18 protein-coding genes are annotated in these 19684 nt (G+C 71.3%); 10 read left to right on the forward strand and 8 right to left on the reverse strand.

Going from position 1 to position 19684, the window contains the following annotated elements; translation table 11 throughout:
- Positions 1-403: 403 nt before the first annotated feature.
- The 6 genes from ACIA5D_RS42785 to ACIA5D_RS42810 all read right to left on the reverse strand — a co-directional run bounded on the left by ACIA5D_RS42785 (position 404) and on the right by ACIA5D_RS42810 (position 7683).
- Positions 404-1096 (reverse strand): DivIVA domain-containing protein, encoded by a 693-nt coding sequence (locus ACIA5D_RS42785; RefSeq protein ID WP_396036380.1) that lies wholly within the window; start codon positions 1094-1096, stop codon positions 404-406.
- A gap of 86 nt (positions 1097-1182) precedes the next feature.
- Positions 1183-1770 (reverse strand): hypothetical protein, encoded by a 588-nt coding sequence (locus tag ACIA5D_RS42790; RefSeq protein WP_396036381.1) that lies wholly within the window; start codon positions 1768-1770, stop codon positions 1183-1185.
- Positions 1771-1824: 54 nt separating this feature from the next.
- Complete coding sequence (locus ACIA5D_RS42795) at positions 1825-2430, reverse strand: TetR/AcrR family transcriptional regulator (protein ID WP_396036382.1); 606 nt, start codon at positions 2428-2430, stop codon at positions 1825-1827.
- Positions 2427-4364: a biotin carboxylase N-terminal domain-containing protein gene (locus tag ACIA5D_RS42800; RefSeq protein WP_396036383.1), complete on the reverse strand. Its 1938-nt coding sequence runs from the start codon at positions 4362-4364 to the stop codon at positions 2427-2429. Before ACIA5D_RS42800 ends, ACIA5D_RS42795 begins: the two co-directional genes overlap by 4 nt.
- Before the next feature lie 14 nt (positions 4365-4378).
- Positions 4379-5974, reverse strand: coding sequence for an acyl-CoA carboxylase subunit beta (locus ACIA5D_RS42805; RefSeq protein ID WP_396036384.1), 1596 nt, complete (start codon positions 5972-5974; stop codon positions 4379-4381).
- Complete coding sequence (locus ACIA5D_RS42810) at positions 5971-7683, reverse strand: acyclic terpene utilization AtuA family protein (protein ID WP_396036385.1); 1713 nt, start codon at positions 7681-7683, stop codon at positions 5971-5973. The genes ACIA5D_RS42805 and ACIA5D_RS42810 overlap by 4 nt, the downstream gene beginning before the upstream one ends.
- A 77-nt stretch (positions 7684-7760) precedes the next feature.
- Here ACIA5D_RS42810 and ACIA5D_RS42815 point away from each other — a divergent pair, with 77 nt between their 5' ends.
- The 6 genes from ACIA5D_RS42815 to ACIA5D_RS42840 all read left to right on the forward strand — a co-directional run bounded on the left by ACIA5D_RS42815 (position 7761) and on the right by ACIA5D_RS42840 (position 12938).
- Positions 7761-8900, forward strand: a complete 1140-nt coding sequence (locus tag ACIA5D_RS42815; RefSeq protein WP_396036386.1) for an acyl-CoA dehydrogenase family protein — start codon at positions 7761-7763, stop codon at positions 8898-8900.
- A 147-nt stretch (positions 8901-9047) separates the two neighbouring features.
- Positions 9048-9395: a PadR family transcriptional regulator gene (locus ACIA5D_RS42820; RefSeq protein ID WP_396036387.1), complete on the forward strand. Its 348-nt coding sequence runs from the start codon at positions 9048-9050 to the stop codon at positions 9393-9395.
- Complete coding sequence (locus ACIA5D_RS42825; RefSeq protein ID WP_396036388.1) at positions 9392-10375, forward strand: permease prefix domain 1-containing protein; 984 nt, start codon at positions 9392-9394, stop codon at positions 10373-10375. The genes ACIA5D_RS42820 and ACIA5D_RS42825 overlap by 4 nt, the downstream gene beginning before the upstream one ends.
- Positions 10376-10431: 56 nt before the next feature.
- Positions 10432-11265 (forward strand): alpha/beta fold hydrolase, encoded by an 834-nt coding sequence (locus tag ACIA5D_RS42830; protein WP_396036389.1) that lies wholly within the window; start codon positions 10432-10434, stop codon positions 11263-11265.
- The gene (locus ACIA5D_RS42835; RefSeq protein WP_396036390.1) at positions 11258-11839 is read left to right on the forward strand and encodes a TetR/AcrR family transcriptional regulator; all 582 of its coding nucleotides are present in this window, start codon (positions 11258-11260) and stop codon (positions 11837-11839) included. Before ACIA5D_RS42830 ends, ACIA5D_RS42835 begins: the two co-directional genes overlap by 8 nt.
- 385 nt (positions 11840-12224) lie before the next feature.
- Complete coding sequence (locus tag ACIA5D_RS42840; RefSeq protein ID WP_396036391.1) at positions 12225-12938, forward strand: hypothetical protein; 714 nt, start codon at positions 12225-12227, stop codon at positions 12936-12938.
- Between the two features lie 106 nt (positions 12939-13044).
- Here the strand turns inward: ACIA5D_RS42840 and ACIA5D_RS42845 are convergent, their stop codons facing one another.
- The gene (locus ACIA5D_RS42845) at positions 13045-13908 is read right to left on the reverse strand and encodes a S1 family peptidase (protein ID WP_396036392.1); all 864 of its coding nucleotides are present in this window, start codon (positions 13906-13908) and stop codon (positions 13045-13047) included.
- A gap of 113 nt (positions 13909-14021) precedes the next feature.
- On the opposite strand from ACIA5D_RS42845, the gene ACIA5D_RS42850 reads away from it, so the two are divergent.
- Genes ACIA5D_RS42850 through ACIA5D_RS42865 form a run of 4 tightly spaced genes read left to right on the forward strand, consistent with a single transcriptional unit; the run spans position 14022 to position 18321 of the window.
- Positions 14022-14681, forward strand: coding sequence for a response regulator transcription factor (locus tag ACIA5D_RS42850; RefSeq protein ID WP_396036485.1), 660 nt, complete (start codon positions 14022-14024; stop codon positions 14679-14681).
- Between the two features lie 4 nt (positions 14682-14685).
- A complete protein-coding gene (locus tag ACIA5D_RS42855; RefSeq protein WP_396036393.1) occupies positions 14686-15765 on the forward strand; it encodes a sensor histidine kinase in 1080 nt (359 codons plus the stop codon).
- 41 nt (positions 15766-15806) lie between these two features.
- Positions 15807-17087 carry a DUF1800 family protein gene (locus ACIA5D_RS42860; RefSeq protein WP_396036394.1) on the forward strand — a complete coding sequence of 427 codons (1281 nt, stop codon included), beginning with the start codon at positions 15807-15809 and terminating at the stop codon, positions 17085-17087.
- Positions 17088-17100: 13 nt separating this feature from the next.
- Entirely contained in the window at positions 17101-18321 is a 1221-nt protein-coding gene (locus ACIA5D_RS42865) for a DUF1501 domain-containing protein (protein WP_396036395.1), read from the forward strand.
- A gap of 40 nt (positions 18322-18361) precedes the next feature.
- Here ACIA5D_RS42865 and ACIA5D_RS42870 read toward each other — a convergent pair whose 3' ends face one another.
- Complete coding sequence (locus ACIA5D_RS42870) at positions 18362-19522, reverse strand: LCP family protein (RefSeq protein ID WP_396036396.1); 1161 nt, start codon at positions 19520-19522, stop codon at positions 18362-18364.
- Positions 19523-19684 lie beyond the last annotated feature (162 nt).

Below are 19684 nucleotides of genomic sequence, written 5' to 3' on the forward strand. Positions count from 1 at the left end.
CCAAGCCCACACCACCCGCCATCAACAGCACCGCGCCGAACCGAACCGCCGTGCGGCCCAGAAATATCTTGTGCATCGTGCCTCGCCTCTCTCAGCGGCGCCACGCCCAACGCGTGGCAGGGCAGCATGCAAATGAGGGCGACCACGGGGAGGGGGAGTCAGCACCCCGAGGCGGGGAGAGGAACGTTCCGCCCGAGGCCCAACGGGATAACCGGCCAGTAACATAGGCGAAACCAAGAGCGCGGAGTTGACGCTACAATTTGCTCTCCGGCAATGTCAACAGTGGTAATTGTCGATCTTTTGAATTGCGGTTTTGGTGCGTTTCCGCGCTTAAGGAATCAATACTTTCGTACGACGAAGGCCGCCCCTTTTGGTGAGGGGCGGCCTTCGTCGTACGCGAAAGTCAGGCTTGCGCCTCGGGTGCGCTGTTGAGCTCCTGCAGCTGCTGGTTGACGTGGTTGCTCAGCGCCTGGTGGTAGCTCTGCGCGAGCTGGCCCAGCCGCTCGATCTCGTCGAGCAGCGCGGCTCGCTTGGCCCCGATCTGGCTCATCGCCTCGGTGTGGTTGCGCCGGGCGTCGGTGTCGATCGTCGCGGCCTTCAGCTGGGCCTCGCTGGTGATCTGCTCGGCCTTCGACTGCGCGCTGCTGATCAGCGACTCGGTCTCCCGCTGGGCGTCGCGCATGTGCTCGTCGGCCGTGCGCTGCGCCATCATCAGCACCCGGGAGTTCCGCTCGTCGTCACCCACCTGGGCGAACGAGCCGGACGGCGTGGCCGCGCGGGCCCGCTCGAGCTGGGCCTGCATGCCGCGCGCGTTCTGCTCGGCGCGGGCGCGGGCTTCCTCGAGGCGCTCGAGCTGCGCGGACAGCTCGGCGAGCTCGGAGCTCATCACCATCGTCGAGGCCGCGCTCGCGGGGGCGGGACCGCCGCCGCCGCGATCCATCCGGTCCCGCAGGGCGCCGTTCTCCTCGAGCAGGCGGATGAGCTCCTGCTCGACCTCGTCGAGGAAGGCGTCGACCTCTTCCTCGTCGTATCCACGCTTACCGATCGGTGGCTTCTTGAAGGCCACGTTGTGGATGTCAGCTGGAGTGAGCGGCATCGTGCTCCTCGGGTTTCCGTCGTCTCGGTGGTGCAGCGCAACATCGTACGCACCTCACCTGTGTGCCCGCCCGGTGGGCGTGATCACTAGCGCCCTTTTGTCGCACTTTGGAGCAGTTCGATGATCTTCAGGGTGATCTCGGGCTTGCCGGCCTGGCCGCACGCGGTGTAGTGGATCAGCTGGTACCTGACGACGAGCAGGTACTCGAACGCGTCGCTGCACCGGCCCTGCCCGGTGGCGCGCTTGCCCTCGGTCGCCAGCTTCGGATCGGCGATGAGCTTCTGGAGCTGGGCCATCTGGTCGTCGGTGAGCTTGCCGCTGCCGGCGGTGGTGCCCTTGCCGGAACCGCTGCGACGCCAGGTGCCGTCGGGCTTGACCTCGGTGGTCTCGCTGACGCCCGCGATGCCGCCGGTCTTGACCAGCTGGACGCCCTCGGCGGAGGCGGCGGGGCGCGGGGTCGTGGCCGGGCTCGTGCCGCCCGTCGAGCCGATGCTGGGCGCGGAGGTCGCGGCCGAGGGTGGCGCCTCCGAGGACGCCGCCGACGGCTCGGCGCTGGTGGAGACGGGCGGGGCCGCGGTCGGCGCGGGCGTTGACGGGCTGCCGCCGTCGCACGCCGCGACGGCCAACAGCAGCAGGGCAGCGGCAGCGCTCCGGCGCGCTACGTCGAGAAGCATCGTCACCCCCGTCGAGGAAGGGCCGAACCTATGCGTGCGCGTCGATGCTGTCAATCAGGACGGGGACAGCGCGCATGCCAGCTGGCTCGACCACGCGCGCACCACGCGGGCCCGCCGCCGGGAGTCGTCGGTGAGCACGTCGGCCAGCGCGAGACCGCGGGCCATGTCGAGCGTCGCCTGGATCAGGGCGCGTACGGACGGGTCGGCGTCGTCGGCGCCCAGCAGCCGTACCGCCCGCCGGTGGACGCCGCGGGCGAAGCGCCTCTCGAGGGGGAGCACGGCGAGGCGCAGAGCGGGATCGGCGGCCGCGACGGTCCAGACCTGCAGCGCGGCGCGGAACAGGTCGCCGCCGATGATGGCCTCCACGAGGCCGCTGACCACGGCGTGGACCCGCTCGGCACCCTCCTGGTGAGGCTCGGGCAGGGCGTCGAGCAGGGCGGCCCGCTCCTCGAACATGTGCTCCAGCGCCGCGAGAATGAGCGCTTCCCGCGTACGGAAATGGTGTTGAACCGCTCCCCGGCTGATGCCGGCCTCGCCGGCGATGAAGCCGACGGTCGAGACCTCCCAGCCGTGCGTGGCCAGGCAGCGGATCGTGGTCTCCAGCAGACGGCGGCGGGTGGCGCGGCTGCGGTCCTGTTTGGTGCCGGCGAGCTCGGTCATGCGGGCGCCACGACGCTCGGTTCCGCGGGCGCCACGACCGCCAGGGGCGTGCCCTGGGTGACCTGCTGGCCGACGACGACCGGCAGCGAGGTGAGCAGGCCGTCGGCGGGGGCGTGGACGGCATGTTCCATCTTCATCGCCTCCAGCCAGACCAGCGGCTGCCCGGCCGCGACCGGCTCGCCCTCCTGGGCGCCGACCCGCACCACCGTGCCCGGCATCGGCGCGACCAGCGCGCCGGACGGGATCTGCGTGGCGGGGTCGGGGAAGCGCGGCACCCGGCGCAGCGCCACCGAGCCCTGCGGGCCGTCCACCACGAGCCACACGTCGTCGCCGTCCCCGAAACGGCCCACGGACCAGGCACGTTGCACCCCGTCGACGTCGAGCACCACGCGGCCGGCGCCGGCCGAGATCAGCGAGACCGCCATGCCGTCGACCTCGAGGCCGTCGCGGCCGAACCGGTAGCGCACCTCGAGCTCGTCGTCGCCGTGCCGGAACGAGCGGCTGCGGTAGCCGACGGGGATGTTGCGAAAGCCGCTCCTCTTGTTGGTGGCGGCGTCCGCGAGCGCCGCCACCAGCGCGGCGACCCGCGGATCCGGGCCGTGCCCGCGCACCAGACCTGCCGGCGGGTTGTCGGTGTAGAAGCCGGTGCTCGCCGTGCCGTCCAGGAAAGCAGGGTGGAGCAGGCTGGCCACGAGCAGGTCGCGGTTGGTGGTGACGCCGTGGATGCGCGCGCGGCGCAGGGTCGCCGCCAGCCGCCGGGCCACGGTTTCCCGGTCGTCCCCGTGCGAGATCACCTTGGCGAGCATGGCGTCGTAGTGGGTGCTCACGACGCTGCCGCTCGTGACGCCGGAGTCGAGCCGGATGCCGTCGGCGGCCGGAATGTCGAATGTGACCAGGGTTCCCGTCTGCGGCCGCCAGTCCGCGGCGGGATCTTCGGCGTACAGGCGCGCCTCCACGGCGTACCCGTTGACGGCCGGCTCCGGACCGCTCAGCCTGCGCCCGGCCGCGACGTCGAGCTGGAGACCGACCAGGTCGACGCCCGTGACGCACTCGGTCACCGGGTGCTCGACCTGCAGCCGGGTGTTCATCTCGAGGAACCAGAAGTCGCCGGACTCGTCGGCGAGGAACTCGACGGTGCCGGCGCCGCGGTAGCCGACGGCGGCCGCGGCGTCCCGGCCGGCCTTGAGCAGCCGGGCGCGCAGGTCGCCGCCGATCCGCTCGACCAGCGGCGAGGGCGCCTCCTCGATGACCTTCTGGTGGCGGCGCTGCAGCGAGCACTCGCGCTCGCCGAGAGCCCAGATCGTGCCGTGCTCGTCGGCCATGATCTGCACCTCGACGTGGTGGCCGTTCTCGAGGTAGCGCTCGCAGAACACGGTCGGGTCGCCGAACGCCCCGGCGGCCTCGCGGGCGGCCGAGGCCACCGCCTCGGGCAGGTCGCCGAGCGCCCGGACGATGCGCATGCCGCGGCCGCCGCCCCCGGCCGACGCCTTGACCAGGACCGGGAGGTCGCCGGCTGTGATGGTCGCGACGTCCAGCCGGTCGAGCACGGGCACGCCGGCGACGGCCATGCGGCGCTTCGACTCGATTTTGGAGCCCATGACCTCGATGGCCTCGGGCGTGGGACCGATCCACGTGAGGCCGGCGTCCCTGACCGCTCTGGCGAAAGCAGCATTTTCCGATAAGAAGCCATATCCCGGGTGGACGGCGTCCGCGCCGGCCTTCAGTGCGGCGTCGATGATCAGGTCGGCGCGCAGGTAGGTGTCCGCCGCCGACAAACCGGGCAACCGAACCGCGCTGTCCGCCTCCCGCACGTGCGGGGCATCCGCGTCGGCATCGGAGAACACGGCGACCGTTGCCAGGCCGCGGCGGCCGCACGTCGCGAAGATCCGGCGGGCGATCTCGCCGCGGTTGGCGACCAGGACACTAGTGATCATCTTCCTCACCTCCCTCACATCCGGAAGACGCCGTAGGACTCGGCGCCCTGGATCGGCGCCGAGTGGATGGCGGAGAGCGCGACGCCGAGCACGTCGCGGGTGTCGCGCGGGTCGATGATGCCGTCGTCGTAGACCATGCCGGAGAGCACCATCGGCATCGCCTCGGCCGTGATCTGCTGCTCGATCATCTGGCGGACGACCTGCGCGCCGTCCTCGTCGAAGGGCCGGCCGCGGGACAGCGCCGACGCCTTGGAGACCAGGTAGGTGACGTCGGCGAGCTGCTGGGCGCCCATCACGGCCGAGCGGGCGCTGGGCCAGGAGAACACAAACCGGGGGTCGTAGGCGCGGCCGCACATGCCGTAGTGGCCGGCGCCGTACGAGTTGCCGATCAGCACCGAGATGTGCGGGACCGCCGAGTTGGACACCGCGTTGATCATCATGGCGCCGTGCTTGATGATGCCGCCCTGCTCGTACTCCCGGCCGACCATGTAGCCGGTGGTGTTGTGCAGGAACAGCAGCGGGGTGCGTGACCGGTTGGCGAGCTGGATGAACTGGGCGGCCTTCTGGGCCTCCGCGCTGAACAGGACGCCGTTGGCGTTGGCGAGGATGCCGATCGGGTAGCCGTGCAGCCGGGCCCAGCCGGTGACCAGCGAGGTGCCGTAGAGGGGCTTGACCTCGTCGAAGTCGCTGTCGTCGACGATCCTCGCGATGATCTCGCGGGGGTCGAAGGCGGTCTTCAGGCCGGGTGGCACGATGTCGAGCAGCTCGCCTCCGGAAAATCGCGGCGGCTTGGTCGCGCCGGGTGAACTGCCCGACTTCTCCCAGTTGAGCCGCGCCACGATTCGCCGCCCGATCCGGATCGCGTCGCGCTCGTCGACGGCGTAGTGATCGGCCAGCCCGGACACGCGGGCGTGCATCCCGGCGCCCCCGAGCGACTCGTCGTCCGACTCCTCCCCGGTCGCCGCCTTGACCAGCGGCGGCCCCGCCAGGAACACCTTCGACCGCTTCTCGATCATCACGACGTGGTCGCTCATCCCCGGCAGGTAGGCCCCGCCGGCCGTCGAGTTCCCGAACACCAGCGCGATCGTCGGGATCCCCGCCGCCGACAGCCGGGTCAGATCGCGGAACACCGCCCCGCCCGGGATGAACACGTCCTTCTGCGTGGGCAGGTCCGCCCCGCCCGACTCGACCAGCGCGATCAGCGGCAGCCGGTTGGCCAGCGCGATCTCGTGCATCCGCAGCGTCTTGCGCAGCGACCACGGGTTGCTCGCGCCGCCCTTCACCGTCGGGTCGTTCGCGATCAACAGGCACTCCACCCCGCTGACCAGCCCGATCCCGGCGACCACGCTGCCGCCCACGGCGAACTGCGAGCCGTACCCCGCCAGCGCCGCCAGCTCGAGGAACGGCGAGTCCAGGTCGAGCAGCAGCTCGATCCGCTCCCGGGCGGTCATCTTCCCGCGGGCATGATGCCGGGCGACGGCTTGCTCCCCGCCGCCCGCCACGGCCTTCGCCGTCTCCGCGCCGATCTCCGCCAGCGCCGCGAGCATGGCCTCCCGGGCCGCTCGGGCGCCGGCCGTGGACGTGTCGAGTGTGGACCGCAGGACGGTCACGGCACCTCCTGAAGAAGCGAGACCGGAATGTCGACGTGCCGCGAGCGCAGCCACTCGGCAAGACCCTTGGCCTGCGGATCGAACCGGGCGTTGTAGGCGGCGCCCTCGCCGAGCAGCCCTTCGATCACGACGTTCACCGCGTTGATGTTCGGCAGGCGGGTGATGCGCAGGGGCAACGAGGCGGTCTCCGGGAGCAGTTCCCGCACGTTCTCCTCAGAGATCAAATTCTCGAGCCAGGGGTACGCCGCGGCGCTGCGCACCCAGATGCCGACATTGGCGTCGCCGCCTTTGTCGCCGGAGCGCGCCCCCGCGATCGTGCCGAGGGGCAGCCTTTGGGTGGGCGCTGTGGACAACTCCGCGAAGTTGTCGTACCCGCGTGGTTCAGTGGGCCCCACCCAAGAACGGGTGGGGGAGGCTTGCGGACGCCCCCACAGCGGCTCAAGATCGCGAAAGGCCGGCGGAGGGGGGATCCGCTCGACCGTGCCGTCCGGCAGCACGACCTCGTGCACTGGCACGTCCTGCGGGACGTATCCGGCGGTGAAGACGCCGTACGGATGTGCCCCACCCGGCGGCGTGGTGGCGAAGAACCCCGGGTAGGACCCGAGCGCCACCTCGACGACGGCGTTGCTGAACGCGCGGTCGGCGTTGCGCCGGTCGGGGTCGCGGGCGACGGCCGTGAGCAGCGCCGACGCCTGCTGCTGGGTGGGTGCATCGGCGACGTCCAGCCGGGCCAGGGTCCACGTCAGCGAGGCCGGCCGCCGCGTCAGCGCCGCCTCGAACTGCCGTTGGAACAGGCTGGCCTTCGCTTCGACGTCCAGGCCGGTGAGCACGACCGTCATCTCGTTGCGGAACCCGCCGATCCGGGTCCGGGAGACCTTCAGATCGGGCGGGGGCGGCTCACCGCGTACGCCGGAGATCGCCACCCGGTCGGGCGCCTCCTGCCTCAGCGTCACGCTGTCCAGGCGGGTCGTCACGTCCGGACCGGCGTAGCGCGCATCCTGCACTTCGTACACCAATTGGGCCGTGACCGTGCCGACGGTGACCGCGCCGCCGCTGCCGGGGTGTTTCGTGATGACGCTGGAGCCGTCCTCGAAGATCTCGGCGATCGGGAAGCCCGGGCGCAGCATGTCGCCCACCTCGGTGAAGAAGGGGTAGTTGCCACCGGTCGCCTGCGTGCCGCACTCGATGACGTGGCCGGCGACGGTCGCCCCGGCGAGCTGGTCGTACGACGAGAAATCCCAGCCGAAGCGCGCGATCGCCGGCCCGATGACCAGCGAGGCATCGGTGACCCGCCCGGTGACGACGATGTCGGCCGACATGGCGCGGGCTATCCCGAAGGCCCCCAGATAGGCATGCGAGCCCGGCTCGAGCGCGTCGCCGCGCACCAGCGCGACCGTGGGGGAGAGGCCCTGCTCGGCGGCGACCTCCCGGATCGCGGTGACCAGGGCGGACGGGTTGACCCCACCCGCGTTCGTCACGATCCGCACGCGCCGGTCGAGGGCGAGCCGCAGGCAGTCGCGCAGCTGGGTCAGGAACGTGCGGGCGTACCCGGCCTGCGGGTCTTCCCGCAGGTCGCGGGACAGGATCAGCATGGTCAGCTCGGCGAGGTAGTCGCCGGTGAGCACGTCGAGGCCGCCGCCCTCCAGCATCTCCCGCATCGCGGAGAGCCGGTCCCCGTAGAAGCCGGAGCAGTTGCCGATGCGGATCATCCGCCGAGGCTCGCACAAGCGGCAAAAACAAGCAAGCGCGCTTGTTTTTGAGCGGCCCGGAAAGCTACCGTGCGGTAATGCGGCTCAACGAGGACCACAGCGCCTTCCGGGACAGCGTCCGCCGGTTCGTCGACACCGAGGTCAACCCGCACGTCGACGCGTGGGAGGCGGCCGGCCGCGCGCCGCTGCACGACCTGTTCCCCAAGGCCGCGGCCCTCGGCCTGCTCGGCCTCGAGTATTCCCCGGAATACGGCGGCGAGGGGGCCGATCCGAGCTTCCAGCTGGTCGCCGCCGAGGAGTACGGCCGCATGCACGCCGCCGGCGTCGGCATGGCCCTCGGCGTCCAGGCCATGATGGCCACCCCGTCGCTGCACGACTTCGGCGCCGCCGAGCTCAAGGAGCGCTACCTCAGGCCCGCGATCGCCGGCACCGCCGTCACCGCGATCGCCGTGACCGAGCCCGACACCGGCTCCGACGTCTCCCGCCTGCGCACGCGGGCGGTGCGCGACGGCGACGATTGGGTGATCACCGGCCGGAAGGTGTTCATCACCAACGGCGCCCAGGCCGACTGGCTGTGCCTGCTCGCCCGCACCTCCGACGAGGGCGGCTACCGCGGCATGTCGCAGATCGTGGTGCCCACCACCGATGTGCAGGTGGCGCGCACCTTCGAGAAGCTCGGCAACCGCTGCTCCGACACGGCCGAGCTGGTTCTCGACGAGGTCCGCGTGCCGGTCGCCAACACGATCGGCGCGGTCGGCCGGGGCTTCCAGCAGCAGATGCGCCAGTTCGTCACCGAGCGCATGTTCGCCGCGTACACGACCGCCGGCCAGTGCCAGTACGCCCTCGACCGCACCCGTTCGTTCGTACGCGAGCGCTCGGTCTTCGGGCGGCCGCTCGCCGAGAGGCAGTACGTGGCGTTCCGGCTCACCGAGCTCCAGGCCGAGGTCGACCTGCTGCGCAGCCACAACCTGCAGGCCTGCGAGGCGCTGATGGCCGGCGAGGACATCACCCGGATGGCCACGGTCGCCAAGCTCAAGGCCGGTCGGCTTATCCGGGAGGTCGCCGACTGGTGCCTGCAGTTCCACGGCGGCGCCGGGTATCTCGAGGAGACGTGGACCGCGCGGATGCTGCGCGATGTGCGCCTGACCTCGATCGGGGCCGGCGCCGACGAGGTCATGCTGCAGATCCTGGCGCGGCTGGACGGGCTGCCCGCGTAGCTTGCGCCTCGTAGTTCAGGCTGCCGCCCGTACCCGACCAAAACGACGCAAAGCGCGAGCCGCGCCGCCGTAGCGCAAGCAACGGCGGGCGCGGCGCATTGCTGTATTGGGTTGTCATAGTGTGTGAGACACAGTATCGTGCTGAGCATGACAATGGATGCGACGCTCTCGGGCCACCTCCAAGAGTTGCGGCGCGGCACGGTTGTCGTGGCGAGCCTGACCGTGCTGCGAGAGCCGGGCTACGGCTATTCGCTGCTCGAGACGTTGAGCGCGGCCGGCTTCGAGGTGGAGGCCAACACGCTCTATCCGCTGCTGCGCCGGCTCGAGGCGCAGGGGCTGCTGACCAGCGAGTGGAACACCGATGAGGCGCGGCCGCGCAAGTTCTACCGCACCACCACGCAGGGCGACGCCATCGCCATCGCGCTGCGCGAGGAATGGGCGCGCCTCGACAAGGCGATCACCGATCTCGATCCGACCAGGGGGAACAGGAAATGACCAGTCTCGTCGACCGCTACGTCTACACCGCTCTTCGCCGCGTTCCCGAGCAGCAGCGGGCCGACATCGACCGCGAGCTGCGCGCCTCCATCGACGACGCGGTGGACGCCAAGGTCGATTCCGGCGAGTCGCGCGACGCCGCCGTCGAGGCCACGCTGATCGAGCTCGGCGACCCCGACCGGCTGGCCGACAGCTACGCCGACCGTCCGAATTACCTGATCGGGCCGGCGCTCTACACGCCGTGGCGCAAGCTGACCCTCACGTTGTTGTCTGCGGTGCTGCCGATCGTGGTCGCGGTGGTCGTGGTCATCCAGGTCATCGACGACCCCGCCATCGGCAAGGTCATCGGCACCGCCGTCACCACGATCCTCAACGTGGGCATCCAGATGGTCTTCTGGACGACGCTGCTCTTCTTCATCGTCGAGCGCACCGGCGCCGGCAAGGCGAGCCTCCGCATCACCTGGTCGCCGAAGGATCTGCCCCGCTACCAGCCCGGCGGCATGACCACCGCCCAGCTCGCGGCCGGCGTCGCGTGGCCGGTCCTGCTGATCGCCGCCCTGATCCTGCAGCAGTTCGCGCTCACCGACGTCCCGGTGCTCGACCCGGCGAACTGGTCGTTCTGGTGGCCGTTCCTGATCGTCGCGTTCGCCCTGCGTGGCGCCTGCACGGTCTGGGTCTGGCGCCTCGGCACGTGGAACCGCACGGTCTCGGTCGTCAACGCGGTCCTGTCGCTGCTGTCGACGGTCCCGGTGGTGTGGCTGCTGGCCACCGACCGCTTCTTCAACCCGGAGTTCCAGCAGTTCGCCGACCTCGGCTCGGGCGACGACGTCAAGGGCTGGCTGTCGGCAGGCGTCATCGCGATCCTGGTGCTGGGCACGGCGTGGGACATCGTCGACGTCACGCTGCGCGGCGAGCGGGCCCGGCGGGGTCTGCCCACCAAGGTCCCCGGCACCGGCGGGTCCTACAACTACGGGGCTTGACGAACTTGGCTAACGGCATTAGCTTTTAGCTAACGACATTAGCCATGGAGGCAGAGATGACCGAGTTCCTCACCGTCGACGGCGGCACGATCGCGTACGAGATCAGCGGCGCCGGGCCGCTGGTGGTCCTCGCGCACGGCATGGGCGACAGCCGCGCGTCCTACCGCTTCGTCGTCCCCCAACTGGTCGCGGCCGGCTATCGCGTCGCCGCGGCCGACCTGCGCGGCGCCGGCGAGTCGAGCGCGGTCTGGCCGTCGTACACCCGCACCGACATCGCGGGCGACCTGATCGCCCTGGTGCGGCACCTCGGTGGCCCGGCCGTGCTGGTCGGGCACTCGATCTCGGGCGGCGCGGTCACCATCGCCGCCGCCCAGGCGCCCGAGCTGGTCGAGGGCGCCGTCGAGCTGGCGCCGTTCACCCGCAAGCAGGCGATCCGCCTGGGCGACCTGCGGGTGAAGCGCTACCGCACCGGCATGACGCGGCTGGTGCTGACCGGCATCCTGGGCAGCGTGAAGTGGTGGCACAAATATCTCGACGTCGCCGTCCCGGGGCGCAGGCCGGCCGATTGGGCCGAGCAGCTGCGGGCCATGGCGACCATGCTCGGCGAGCCGGGCCGGATGAAGGCGATGCAGCGCATGGGCCAGTCCGCTCCGGCCGACGCGGGGGAGCAGCTCGGCAACGTCCGGTGCCCGGCGCTGATCGTCGAGGGCTCGCTCGACCCCGACTGGGCCGACCCGCGCGCCGAGGGCGAGGCGATCGTGGCGGCGATGCCGGCCGGGATCGGCAAGGTCGAGATGATCGAGGGCGCGGGCCACTACCCGCACACCCAGTTCCCCGACGAGACCGTGGCGCTGCTGCTGCCGTTCCTCAAGGCGTACGCCCGTGCCTAGGGCCGGACTCGACCCGGCGGCCGTGGTCGCGTGCGCCGCCGGGCTCGCCGACGAGGTCGGGCCGGCCAACGTCACGATGGGCCTGCTGGCCGAGCGGCTCGGGGTGCGCGCGCCGTCGCTGTACAAGCACGTCAGCAGCCAGGCCGACCTCAACCGCCGGATCGCCGTGCTGGCACTCACCGAGCTGGGCGACGCGCTGCGGGACGCGCTGCAGGGCCGCTCCGGCCGCGACGCGCTCGCGGCCGCGGCCCGCACGATCCGGGCCTTCGTGATCGAGCACCCCGGGCGCTACGCGGCCACCATCCGCCTCGACGCCGGCTCGCCCGACGACCCGGTCGCCGTGGCGGGCGCGCGGGTGCTCGACTCCCTGGCGGCGGTCCTGACCGGCTACCCCCTCGACCCGGCCGACACCGTGCACGCGCTGCGCCTGCTGCGCAGCCTGTTCCACGGCTTCGCGGTGATCGAGTCGGCCGGCGGCTTCGAGATGGACACGAGCGTCGACGAGAGCTTCGAGTGGCTGATCTCCTTCATCGACCGCGGCCTCCAGCAGACCGCGGCCTTTACGAGACGGTGAACGTCCGCGACTCGGCGACCGCGCGGTAGCCGTCGTGGAGACCACGCCGCGATGGTCCGTTGGGTAGGAGCTCACATCGGCTTCGCCCACCACGCTCTGCTCACCAATACGCGCGCCTGCGCCGTGGCGTCCGGTCGGGGTGCGATGGCTTCAGGTGCGGCCGGTTACGGCGTGATGGTGGTCGGGCCGGGGATGCCATCGCCCGGTGCCTGCCTGGTCGCGGCAGCAGCGGCCGTCGCGGCTTGGGCTGTCCAGCATTTCGGGAGCAGGGCCGGATATCACCATTGTTGGCGGCGGCTATTCCGGGGCGAGAATGGCATGATCCAAAACGGTTCCGGGCTTACCGTCGGATTCTTTGAGGTGGGATAATTCTGGGGTGCGGCAGATGGAGTTCTTCACCAGGTCCCAGCTGGCGGAAATGCGTGATCCGACCCGGTCGCGCCGTTATTCGCCGGCGCGTGAAGAGTTCCGCCGTGTGCATGCCCGGCAGCGCGCGTGGGGGCTTGTCGAGCGGCACGCTCGTAAGCTGCGCCGACTGCACGGCGGTGACGACGGTTCACCCTTGACGGCGGCCGAGCGGCGGCTCTGGTCGGGCCGCGCCGGCACACCTGGGCGGCCCGTGGCGCCGGTGGGGCCGACCGCTCCCGCCCGCACCGGCCAGGGCCTCGGCTCATCAGCGCAGCGGGTGGTGCACCCGGTGGGCAACCAGATCGCGCGGCCCACCCCGGCGGTGCCCGCCGCGGTCGGGCGGGTCACGCAGCCCGCACCCACCGAGCAGGCCGCACCCACCGAGCAGGCCATGCCCGGCCGCGGGCGAGCAGCTGGCCTCCACCGACCAGAACCACACACCACCCGACCCGCGGCGCGACCATATTTCGGCCGCCGAGCCTACCATTCCGTCAGCGCTGTTCCGCGTCATTCTTCCGCAATGGAAAACACCATTCAAGAGGCTCCACCGACGATGGCGAATACCGATCGCATCGGCGTGGGACGGGCCGGGGCGAAATCGGCGCCGACCACAGCGGAGACCCGCGCGGCCCGCCAGCGCCCGGCAGATCCGTCCATGTGCTGGCAGTTGATCGAGGGCGGCCGACGGTGACGAGTGCCGCCCGTCGCGGTCATCCGTGGCTGCTGCTTCCGACACCGGCCCGGCTCGGCCAGCACAGCCAAAGCCCGCTCAAACAGACCCCCACCCCAAGAAGTGTCTAGAAACGTCGTGCTCCTGCTCGTCGCCCTCCGCGCCGGAGTGTGAGCGCCAACGCCGTCACGACGGCCAGCGCGATGACCAGGCCCACCCCAACCAGGATCGGCGTGTATCGCGAACCGGCGCTCTCCTGACTGGTGGTGTACGCGATCCAGCTGCCGAGCTGGTCGGTGCGGGCGGCGAAGTCGGCCCCGGGGTGCGGGCAACCGGGCCCGGTGCTGACCACCGCCCGCAGGGTCGCCGTCCCGTCCTTCGCCTCCGAGAAGTACGGCCCGCCCGAGTCGTGCAGGCACGCGCTGGTGTCGCGGCGCGGGCGGCGGCCCGAGACGTCGAGCAGCGAGTCGCGCACCTGTCCCACGACGAACAGCCCGGTCCGCAGTCCGGGTGACCCGGCCGACTCGTCGCCCGTCGTCAGGCCGTACCCGGTCAGCCGCAGCACGTCGCCGACCCTCGGCGGCGTGGCGCCGAGCCGGATCGGCGCCACGCCGGTGATGGGTGCGTCGAGCTCGGCCAGCGCCACGTCGTCGTTGTCCGGCGCCTGGTACGCCGCGATGACCTCGGCCTCCCGGCCCTTCAGGGTCGCGGTCGTGCGGTGGGCCACGGTACGGCTGACCCGCTTGCCCGCGGCGTCGCGGAAGCAGTGCCCGGCGGTGATCACCCAGCGTGGCGCGATGAGCGCGCCGGAGCACCAGCTGTCGCGGGTGCCGCCGTCGGTCGTCGGGATGCCGGTCATGGTCAGCTTGGTGGCGAACCCGTACTTGCCGGCCGGGACGTGGTCGCCGTGGGCGATCGCCGCCGCGGGTTGCGCGGGCACAACGATCAATGCGGCGGCTGTCAGCGCGATGGCGAGGTAGTTTCGTGACACGGTGACTGATGCTGCGGCCGAGGCCGTCGGGCGGGCGTCAGCGGAGCGTTTACGAAACCTTTATCCCCGCTGTGCGAGCCTGGCGCATCCGGCGACGAGTGGAGGACGTGCACGTGCGGGTGCTGCTGGCCGACGACGAGCGGATGCTCGCCGACACCGTGGCCGAGGGGTTGCGGCAGCGGGCGATGGCGGTCGACGTCGTGTACGACGGGGACAGCGCCCTGGAACGCCTCGACCTCAACCGGTACGACGTGGCCGTCCTCGACCGCGACATGCCCGGCCACACCGGCGACGAGGTGTGCCGCCGCATCGTCGACTCCGGCGCGAACACCCGGGTGCTGCTGCTCACCGCCGCCGCCGGCATCCGCGACCGCGTCGAGGGCCTCGGCCTCGGCGCCGACGACTACCTGACCAAGCCGTTCGCGTTCGCCGAGCTGGTCGCCCGCCTGCTGGCGCTGTCCCGGCGGTCGGCACCGGCCCTGCCGCCGGTCCTCGAACACGACGGCGTGACCCTGGACACCACCCGGCACACCGCGGCCCGCGACGGCCTGGTCCTCTCGCTGTCGCCGAAGGAGTTCGCCGTCCTCGAGGTGCTGCTGCGCGCCGCCGGCCAGGTGGTCAGCGCCGAAGACCTGCTCGAGCAGGCGTGGGACGAGCACGCCGACCCGTTCACCAACTCGGTCCGGGTCACGATCATGACGCTGCGCCGGAAGCTGGGCGACCCGCCGGTGATCCACACCGTGCCCCGGTTCGGGTACCGGCTGGGCACGTGACGAAGTGACGAACCGCTCACCGGCCCGGCGGATGCTGCTGGTCTGCGCCGTCGTGCTGGTCGCTGCCCTGTTCGTGCCGCGCGTCGCCGACGAACTGCTCCACCTGTGGTTCGACTTCGTCCCGTCACCATGTCGCGGCGTCCCGGACGGTAACACCTCCTACTTCTGCGCCCAGCTGTTCCGGCATCCCAGCATCGTCCCGCTCGCGGCCCGCGTACTCGTGCTCGTTGCCTTGCTGGCGGCGTGCCTCGCCGCGATTCGCTGGTGTCTGCAACCACTGCGCGACCTGATCCCGATGATCGCCGACGTCGGCCCGCAGAACCTCGGCCACCGACTGCGGCCCGGCCAGGGCCGCGGCGAGCTCGCCGCGCTCGGCCGCACCATCGACGACATGATGGACCGGATCGCCGTGGGCTACGACGCGCAGCGCCGGTTCGCCGCGGACGCCTCGCACGAGCTGCGTACCCCGCTCGCCGTGCAGCGCACGCTGATCGAGGTGGGCATGGCCCGCGATCTCAAGCCCGACCAGATCGAGCTGCTCGCCGCGCAGCTGCTGGAGACCAACCAGCGCAACGAGCGCCTGATCGAGGGCCTGCTCGTGCTGGCCGAGAGCGACCGCGGCCTGGTGTCCCACGCTCCCGTGCGGCTCGACGAGGTCACCCAGCAGGTGCTCGACGCGCACGCGTCGCGTGCCGTCGAGGCCGGCCTCACCATGACCAGCGAGCTGCAGACGAGGGTGGTGACCGGCGAGCGGGTGCTGCTGGAGCGCCTGGTCACCAACCTCGTGCAGAACGCGATCAAGTACAACCGCCCGGGCGGGACCATCGACGTGACGGTCGGCGGCAACCCGGCCCTGGTCGTCGTCAACACCGGCGACGACGTGCCGCCCGAGGAGGTGACCGGGCTGTTCGAGCCGTTCCACCGCCTCGCCGGCACCCGCATCGACCACAGCGGCGGCGCGGGGCTGGGGCTGTCGATCGCCCGCTCGATCGTCCGCGCCCACGAGGGGACGATCGCGGCCCACTCCACCGGCCACGACGGCCTGCGGGTGCAGGTGTCCTTCCCGGACGCTTCGCTGACCTGACCCTTACCTGACGCTTACACAGCGGGCCTAGCGTTTGCCGCATGACGGACCGGCACGTGGTGGCGCACATTCTGCGGCGGCTGACGTTCGGGCCGACCGCGGCCGAGGTCGACGCGGCCCTGCGGGACGGGCTGCCGGCGACCGTGGACCGGTTGTTCGCGCCCGCCGCGGTCGCTTTCCCGGCGCTGGGCCCGGACCCGGTGCGATCGCTCGCCAAGGGCGCGTCCCGTGAGGAACGGCAGAAGGCCCGCCAGGCCGCCACGCAGCAGGCCACCGAGGCTCTCGCGTGGTGGGCCGGCCAGATGGCCGCCCATGGCGGCAGCGCGGCCGAGAAGCTGACCTTCTTCTGGCACGGGCATTGGGCGACGAGCGTGCAGAAGGTGCGCTCGGCGGGACTCATGCTCGAACAACAGAAGACCCTCCGGCGGTACGGGGTGGGCACCACCGGCCCGCTCGTGCGCGCCATGCTCCGCGACCCGGCGCTGATCCTCTGGCTCGACGGGCAGAAGAACACCCGCAAGGCCCCGAACGAGAACCTGGCCCGCGAGGTCATGGAGCTGTTCACGCTCGGCGTCGGCCACTACACCGAGGACGATGTGAAGGCCGCCGCCCGGGTGCTCACCGGCTGGGTCGTCGACCGCACGACGGGCACGAGCCGCCTCGACGCCAAGCGGCACGCCACCGCGCCGGTCACCCTGCTCGGCCGGGCCGGCCCGTTCGACGTGGACGGCTTCGCCGACCTGCTCGTGCGCCACCCCGCGCACGTACCGTTCCTGGCCGGCCGGGTCTGGCTGCGCTACGGCTCCACCTCGCAGCCGGCGCCCGCCGCCCTCTCCGCCGCTCTGTCCGCCGCCGGCAATGACGTCACAGCGATGCTGCGCGCCCTGGCCCTCGACCCGGCGTTCCCGCAGACCGCCGGCCACCTCGTGAAGCAGCCCGTCGAGTGGGTCGTCGGCGCGGTGCGCCAGCTCGGCGTCGACCCCGCGAAGGGCCGCAAGCAGATCCTGGCCGGCCTGCGCGCGCTCGGCCAGGTCCCGTTCCGCCCGCCGAGCGTGGGTGGCTGGCCGGCGGGGGAGGCCTGGCTCACCACGGCGGCGGCCCAGGCCCGCCTGCGCACCGGCCAGGCCCTCGCGGCGCTGGCCCCGGCGGTTCTGGAAGACCTCGCCGAGGCAGCGACGGCGGATCGGCTGGACGCCCTGGCCCGGCTCCTGGCGGTCGACGCCTGGACCGGCCGCACCGCCGCCGTGCTCACCCCCGCCGCCAAGGATCCACGACGGCTGCTCGCGATCGGCCTGGCCACCCCCGAATACACCGTCCACTGAGGAGGCATCCGGGATGGACAAGATCACCCGCCGCCGGTTTCTCATCGCGAGCGGCGCCCTGACCGCGGCTGCCGGTGGCGTCTACGCCCTCTCCGACATCCTGCGCACCGCCGGCGACCGCGACCCCTCGGCCCGCACGCTGGTGCTGGTCACCCTCTACGGCGGCAACGACGGGCTCAACACCGTCGTACCGTACGCGGATCCCGCCTACGCCAAGGCCCGCCCCGCCCTCGCCTACGACGGCGGCCAGGTCCTGCGCCTGGACGACGAGTTCGGCCTCAATCCCGCGATGAAGGGCCTGCACGAGGCGTACGGGAAGGGTCGTCTCGCCGTGATCCGCGGCGTCGGCTATCCCAAGCCTGACCGCAGCCACTTCCGTTCGATGGACATCTGGCAGACCGCCCGCCCCGACCACCCCGAGAACACCGGCTGGCTGGGCCGCTGGCTCGACGCGTCCGGCGGCGACCCGCGCCTGGCCGTCTCCTTCGAGCCCGTGCTCCCGCCGCTGCTGGCCGGCGCCCACAGCGCCGGCGCCACCGTCCCCGGCGGCGAGCTCAAGCTCCCCGCGTTCGTGACCGCGGACCAGCTGACCGCCCTCGGCCGCACCGACCCGGCCGAGCCCCCCGAACGCGCCCGGGCAGCCACCTGCTTCGCCGACCTCACCCGCATCCAGGACCTGATGGCCGACGTCTCGTCGTCCGAGGCCGACGACTCCGACGACGAGCCGGCCGCGACCGCCACCGGCGGCGCCACCCAGCCTCTGGAAGCTCAGCTGGCCCTGGTGGCCAAGTGCATCGAGGCCGGCGCCGCCACCCGGGTCTATTCGGTGTCGCTGGGCGGCTTCGACCTGCACGCCGACGAGAAGGCGGCCCAGGAATCCCAGCTGACCAAGCTCGACAAGCCCCTGTCCGCTTTCGCCGGCCGGATGTCGCGCACCGACGCCGGCCGCAACGTGGTCGTCGCCGTCTACTCCGAGTTCGGCCGTCGCGTCACCGCGAACGCCTCCGACGGCACCGACCACGGCACGGCCTCGTCGATGTTCCTGCTCGGCGCGGGAGTGAAGGGCGGCCTCTCCGGCGAGCCGCCCAGCCTGACCGACCTCGACGAGGGCGACCTGAAATACACGACCGATTTCCGCGACGTCTACGCGACGCTGCTGGCGGACGTTCTCGGCGCCGAGCCCGCCCCGATCCTCAACGGCTGGACGGGCCGCCTCGACGGTGTCTGGCGTTAGGGCCTGTCCTGTCCCTCACGCGGGAGCGACAGGACAGGCCCTACCCGGCCGAGCCGTCGCTGATGAGCATCTCGGGGTGCTGGCCCAGGAAGTCGCGGAGCTGGTCGTCGGCGGTGGCCTTGAACAGGTCCTTGGTGACCTGGGCGATGCCCTCGCCGTTGCCGAGCTCGGACTTCGCGTACGTGCCGTTGTTCGTCTTGATCGGGATGAGGTCGGCGGCGGCCAGGCCCTTGAGGCCGAAGATGAAGTCGGAGACCTCGACGCCGTGGGTGTCCATCTTGAGCGACGAGCCGGCCGCCTTCAGGATGTTCGCCACCTTGGTCGGGTTGGTGATGATGCCGGCGCTGGTCGCCTTCTTGGCCATGGCGCGCAACAGTTGCTGCTGGTGGCGCTGCCGGTCGTAGTCGCCGTTGGCGGAGTGCCGGATGCGGGAGAACTCGAGCGCCTCCCACGGCTGCATGTTCCGGCAGCCCTTCTTGAACCAGAGCGCGTTCCGGGGCGCGGTCTGCGGGTCGGCGCCGACGGCGTACTGAACCTTGCCGTTCACGATGATGTAGTGGCTCGACCAGACGTCCTTGTCGACGCACATGTACACGCCGCCCATGGCCTCGAGCATGCCCTTGAAGCCGTCGAAGTCGATGACCACGACCCCGTCGAAGTCGATGCCGGTCAGCTCGTGGACGGTCTTGGTGGCCAGCTTCGCGCCGCCGGTCCAGCCGCGTTTGTTCTCCGACCCGATCGCGTACGCGCCATTGATCTTCCCGATCTGGGCGCTCGTGCCGAGCGTGCTGTCGGCCGGGATGTGCACGTCCATGTCGCGGGGGATCGAGATCATGTACGCCTGGTCGTGCGCCGCCGTGATGTGCAGGATCATCATGGTGTCGGAGCGGGACGTCTCGCCCTTCTCCTCCCAGCCCTGCCGGGTGTCGAGGCCGAGCATCAGCAGGTTCATCGCGCCGTCGGGCAGCTTGCCCTTGGCGGTGACGCTGCTGCCGCTCTCGCCGTCGAGGACGCTCGAGGTGGTCTGGATGTCGTGGGTGAGCTGGCCCATGAAGTAGTTGACGCCCACGATGCCGCTGACGCTGAGCACCGCCAGGAACGCGCCGAGCGTGGTGACCGCTTTAGCCCAGAAAGGCGCCTTGCGTTTCTTGCCGTTGAAGGCGGGCACCTTGCCGTTGGGGCGTGCGGGCTGTCCCGGCATGCGTCAGACTCCTCCGAACCACGAAAGACACACGAACGAGCGCTGCCGGGCGCCGACATCGCAGAGAAACAGATATATCTTCACGTTGCGATAGTCAATCGGCCGTTGGTACGCAACGGAACCGTTGTGACCGGTTGTGATCCTCTAGTTCCGGAACGGGAT

This window comes from Actinoplanes sp. NPDC051513 (genome assembly GCF_044454685.1).
In the GTDB taxonomy this organism is placed as follows: Bacteria; Actinomycetota; Actinomycetes; order Mycobacteriales; family Micromonosporaceae; genus Actinoplanes.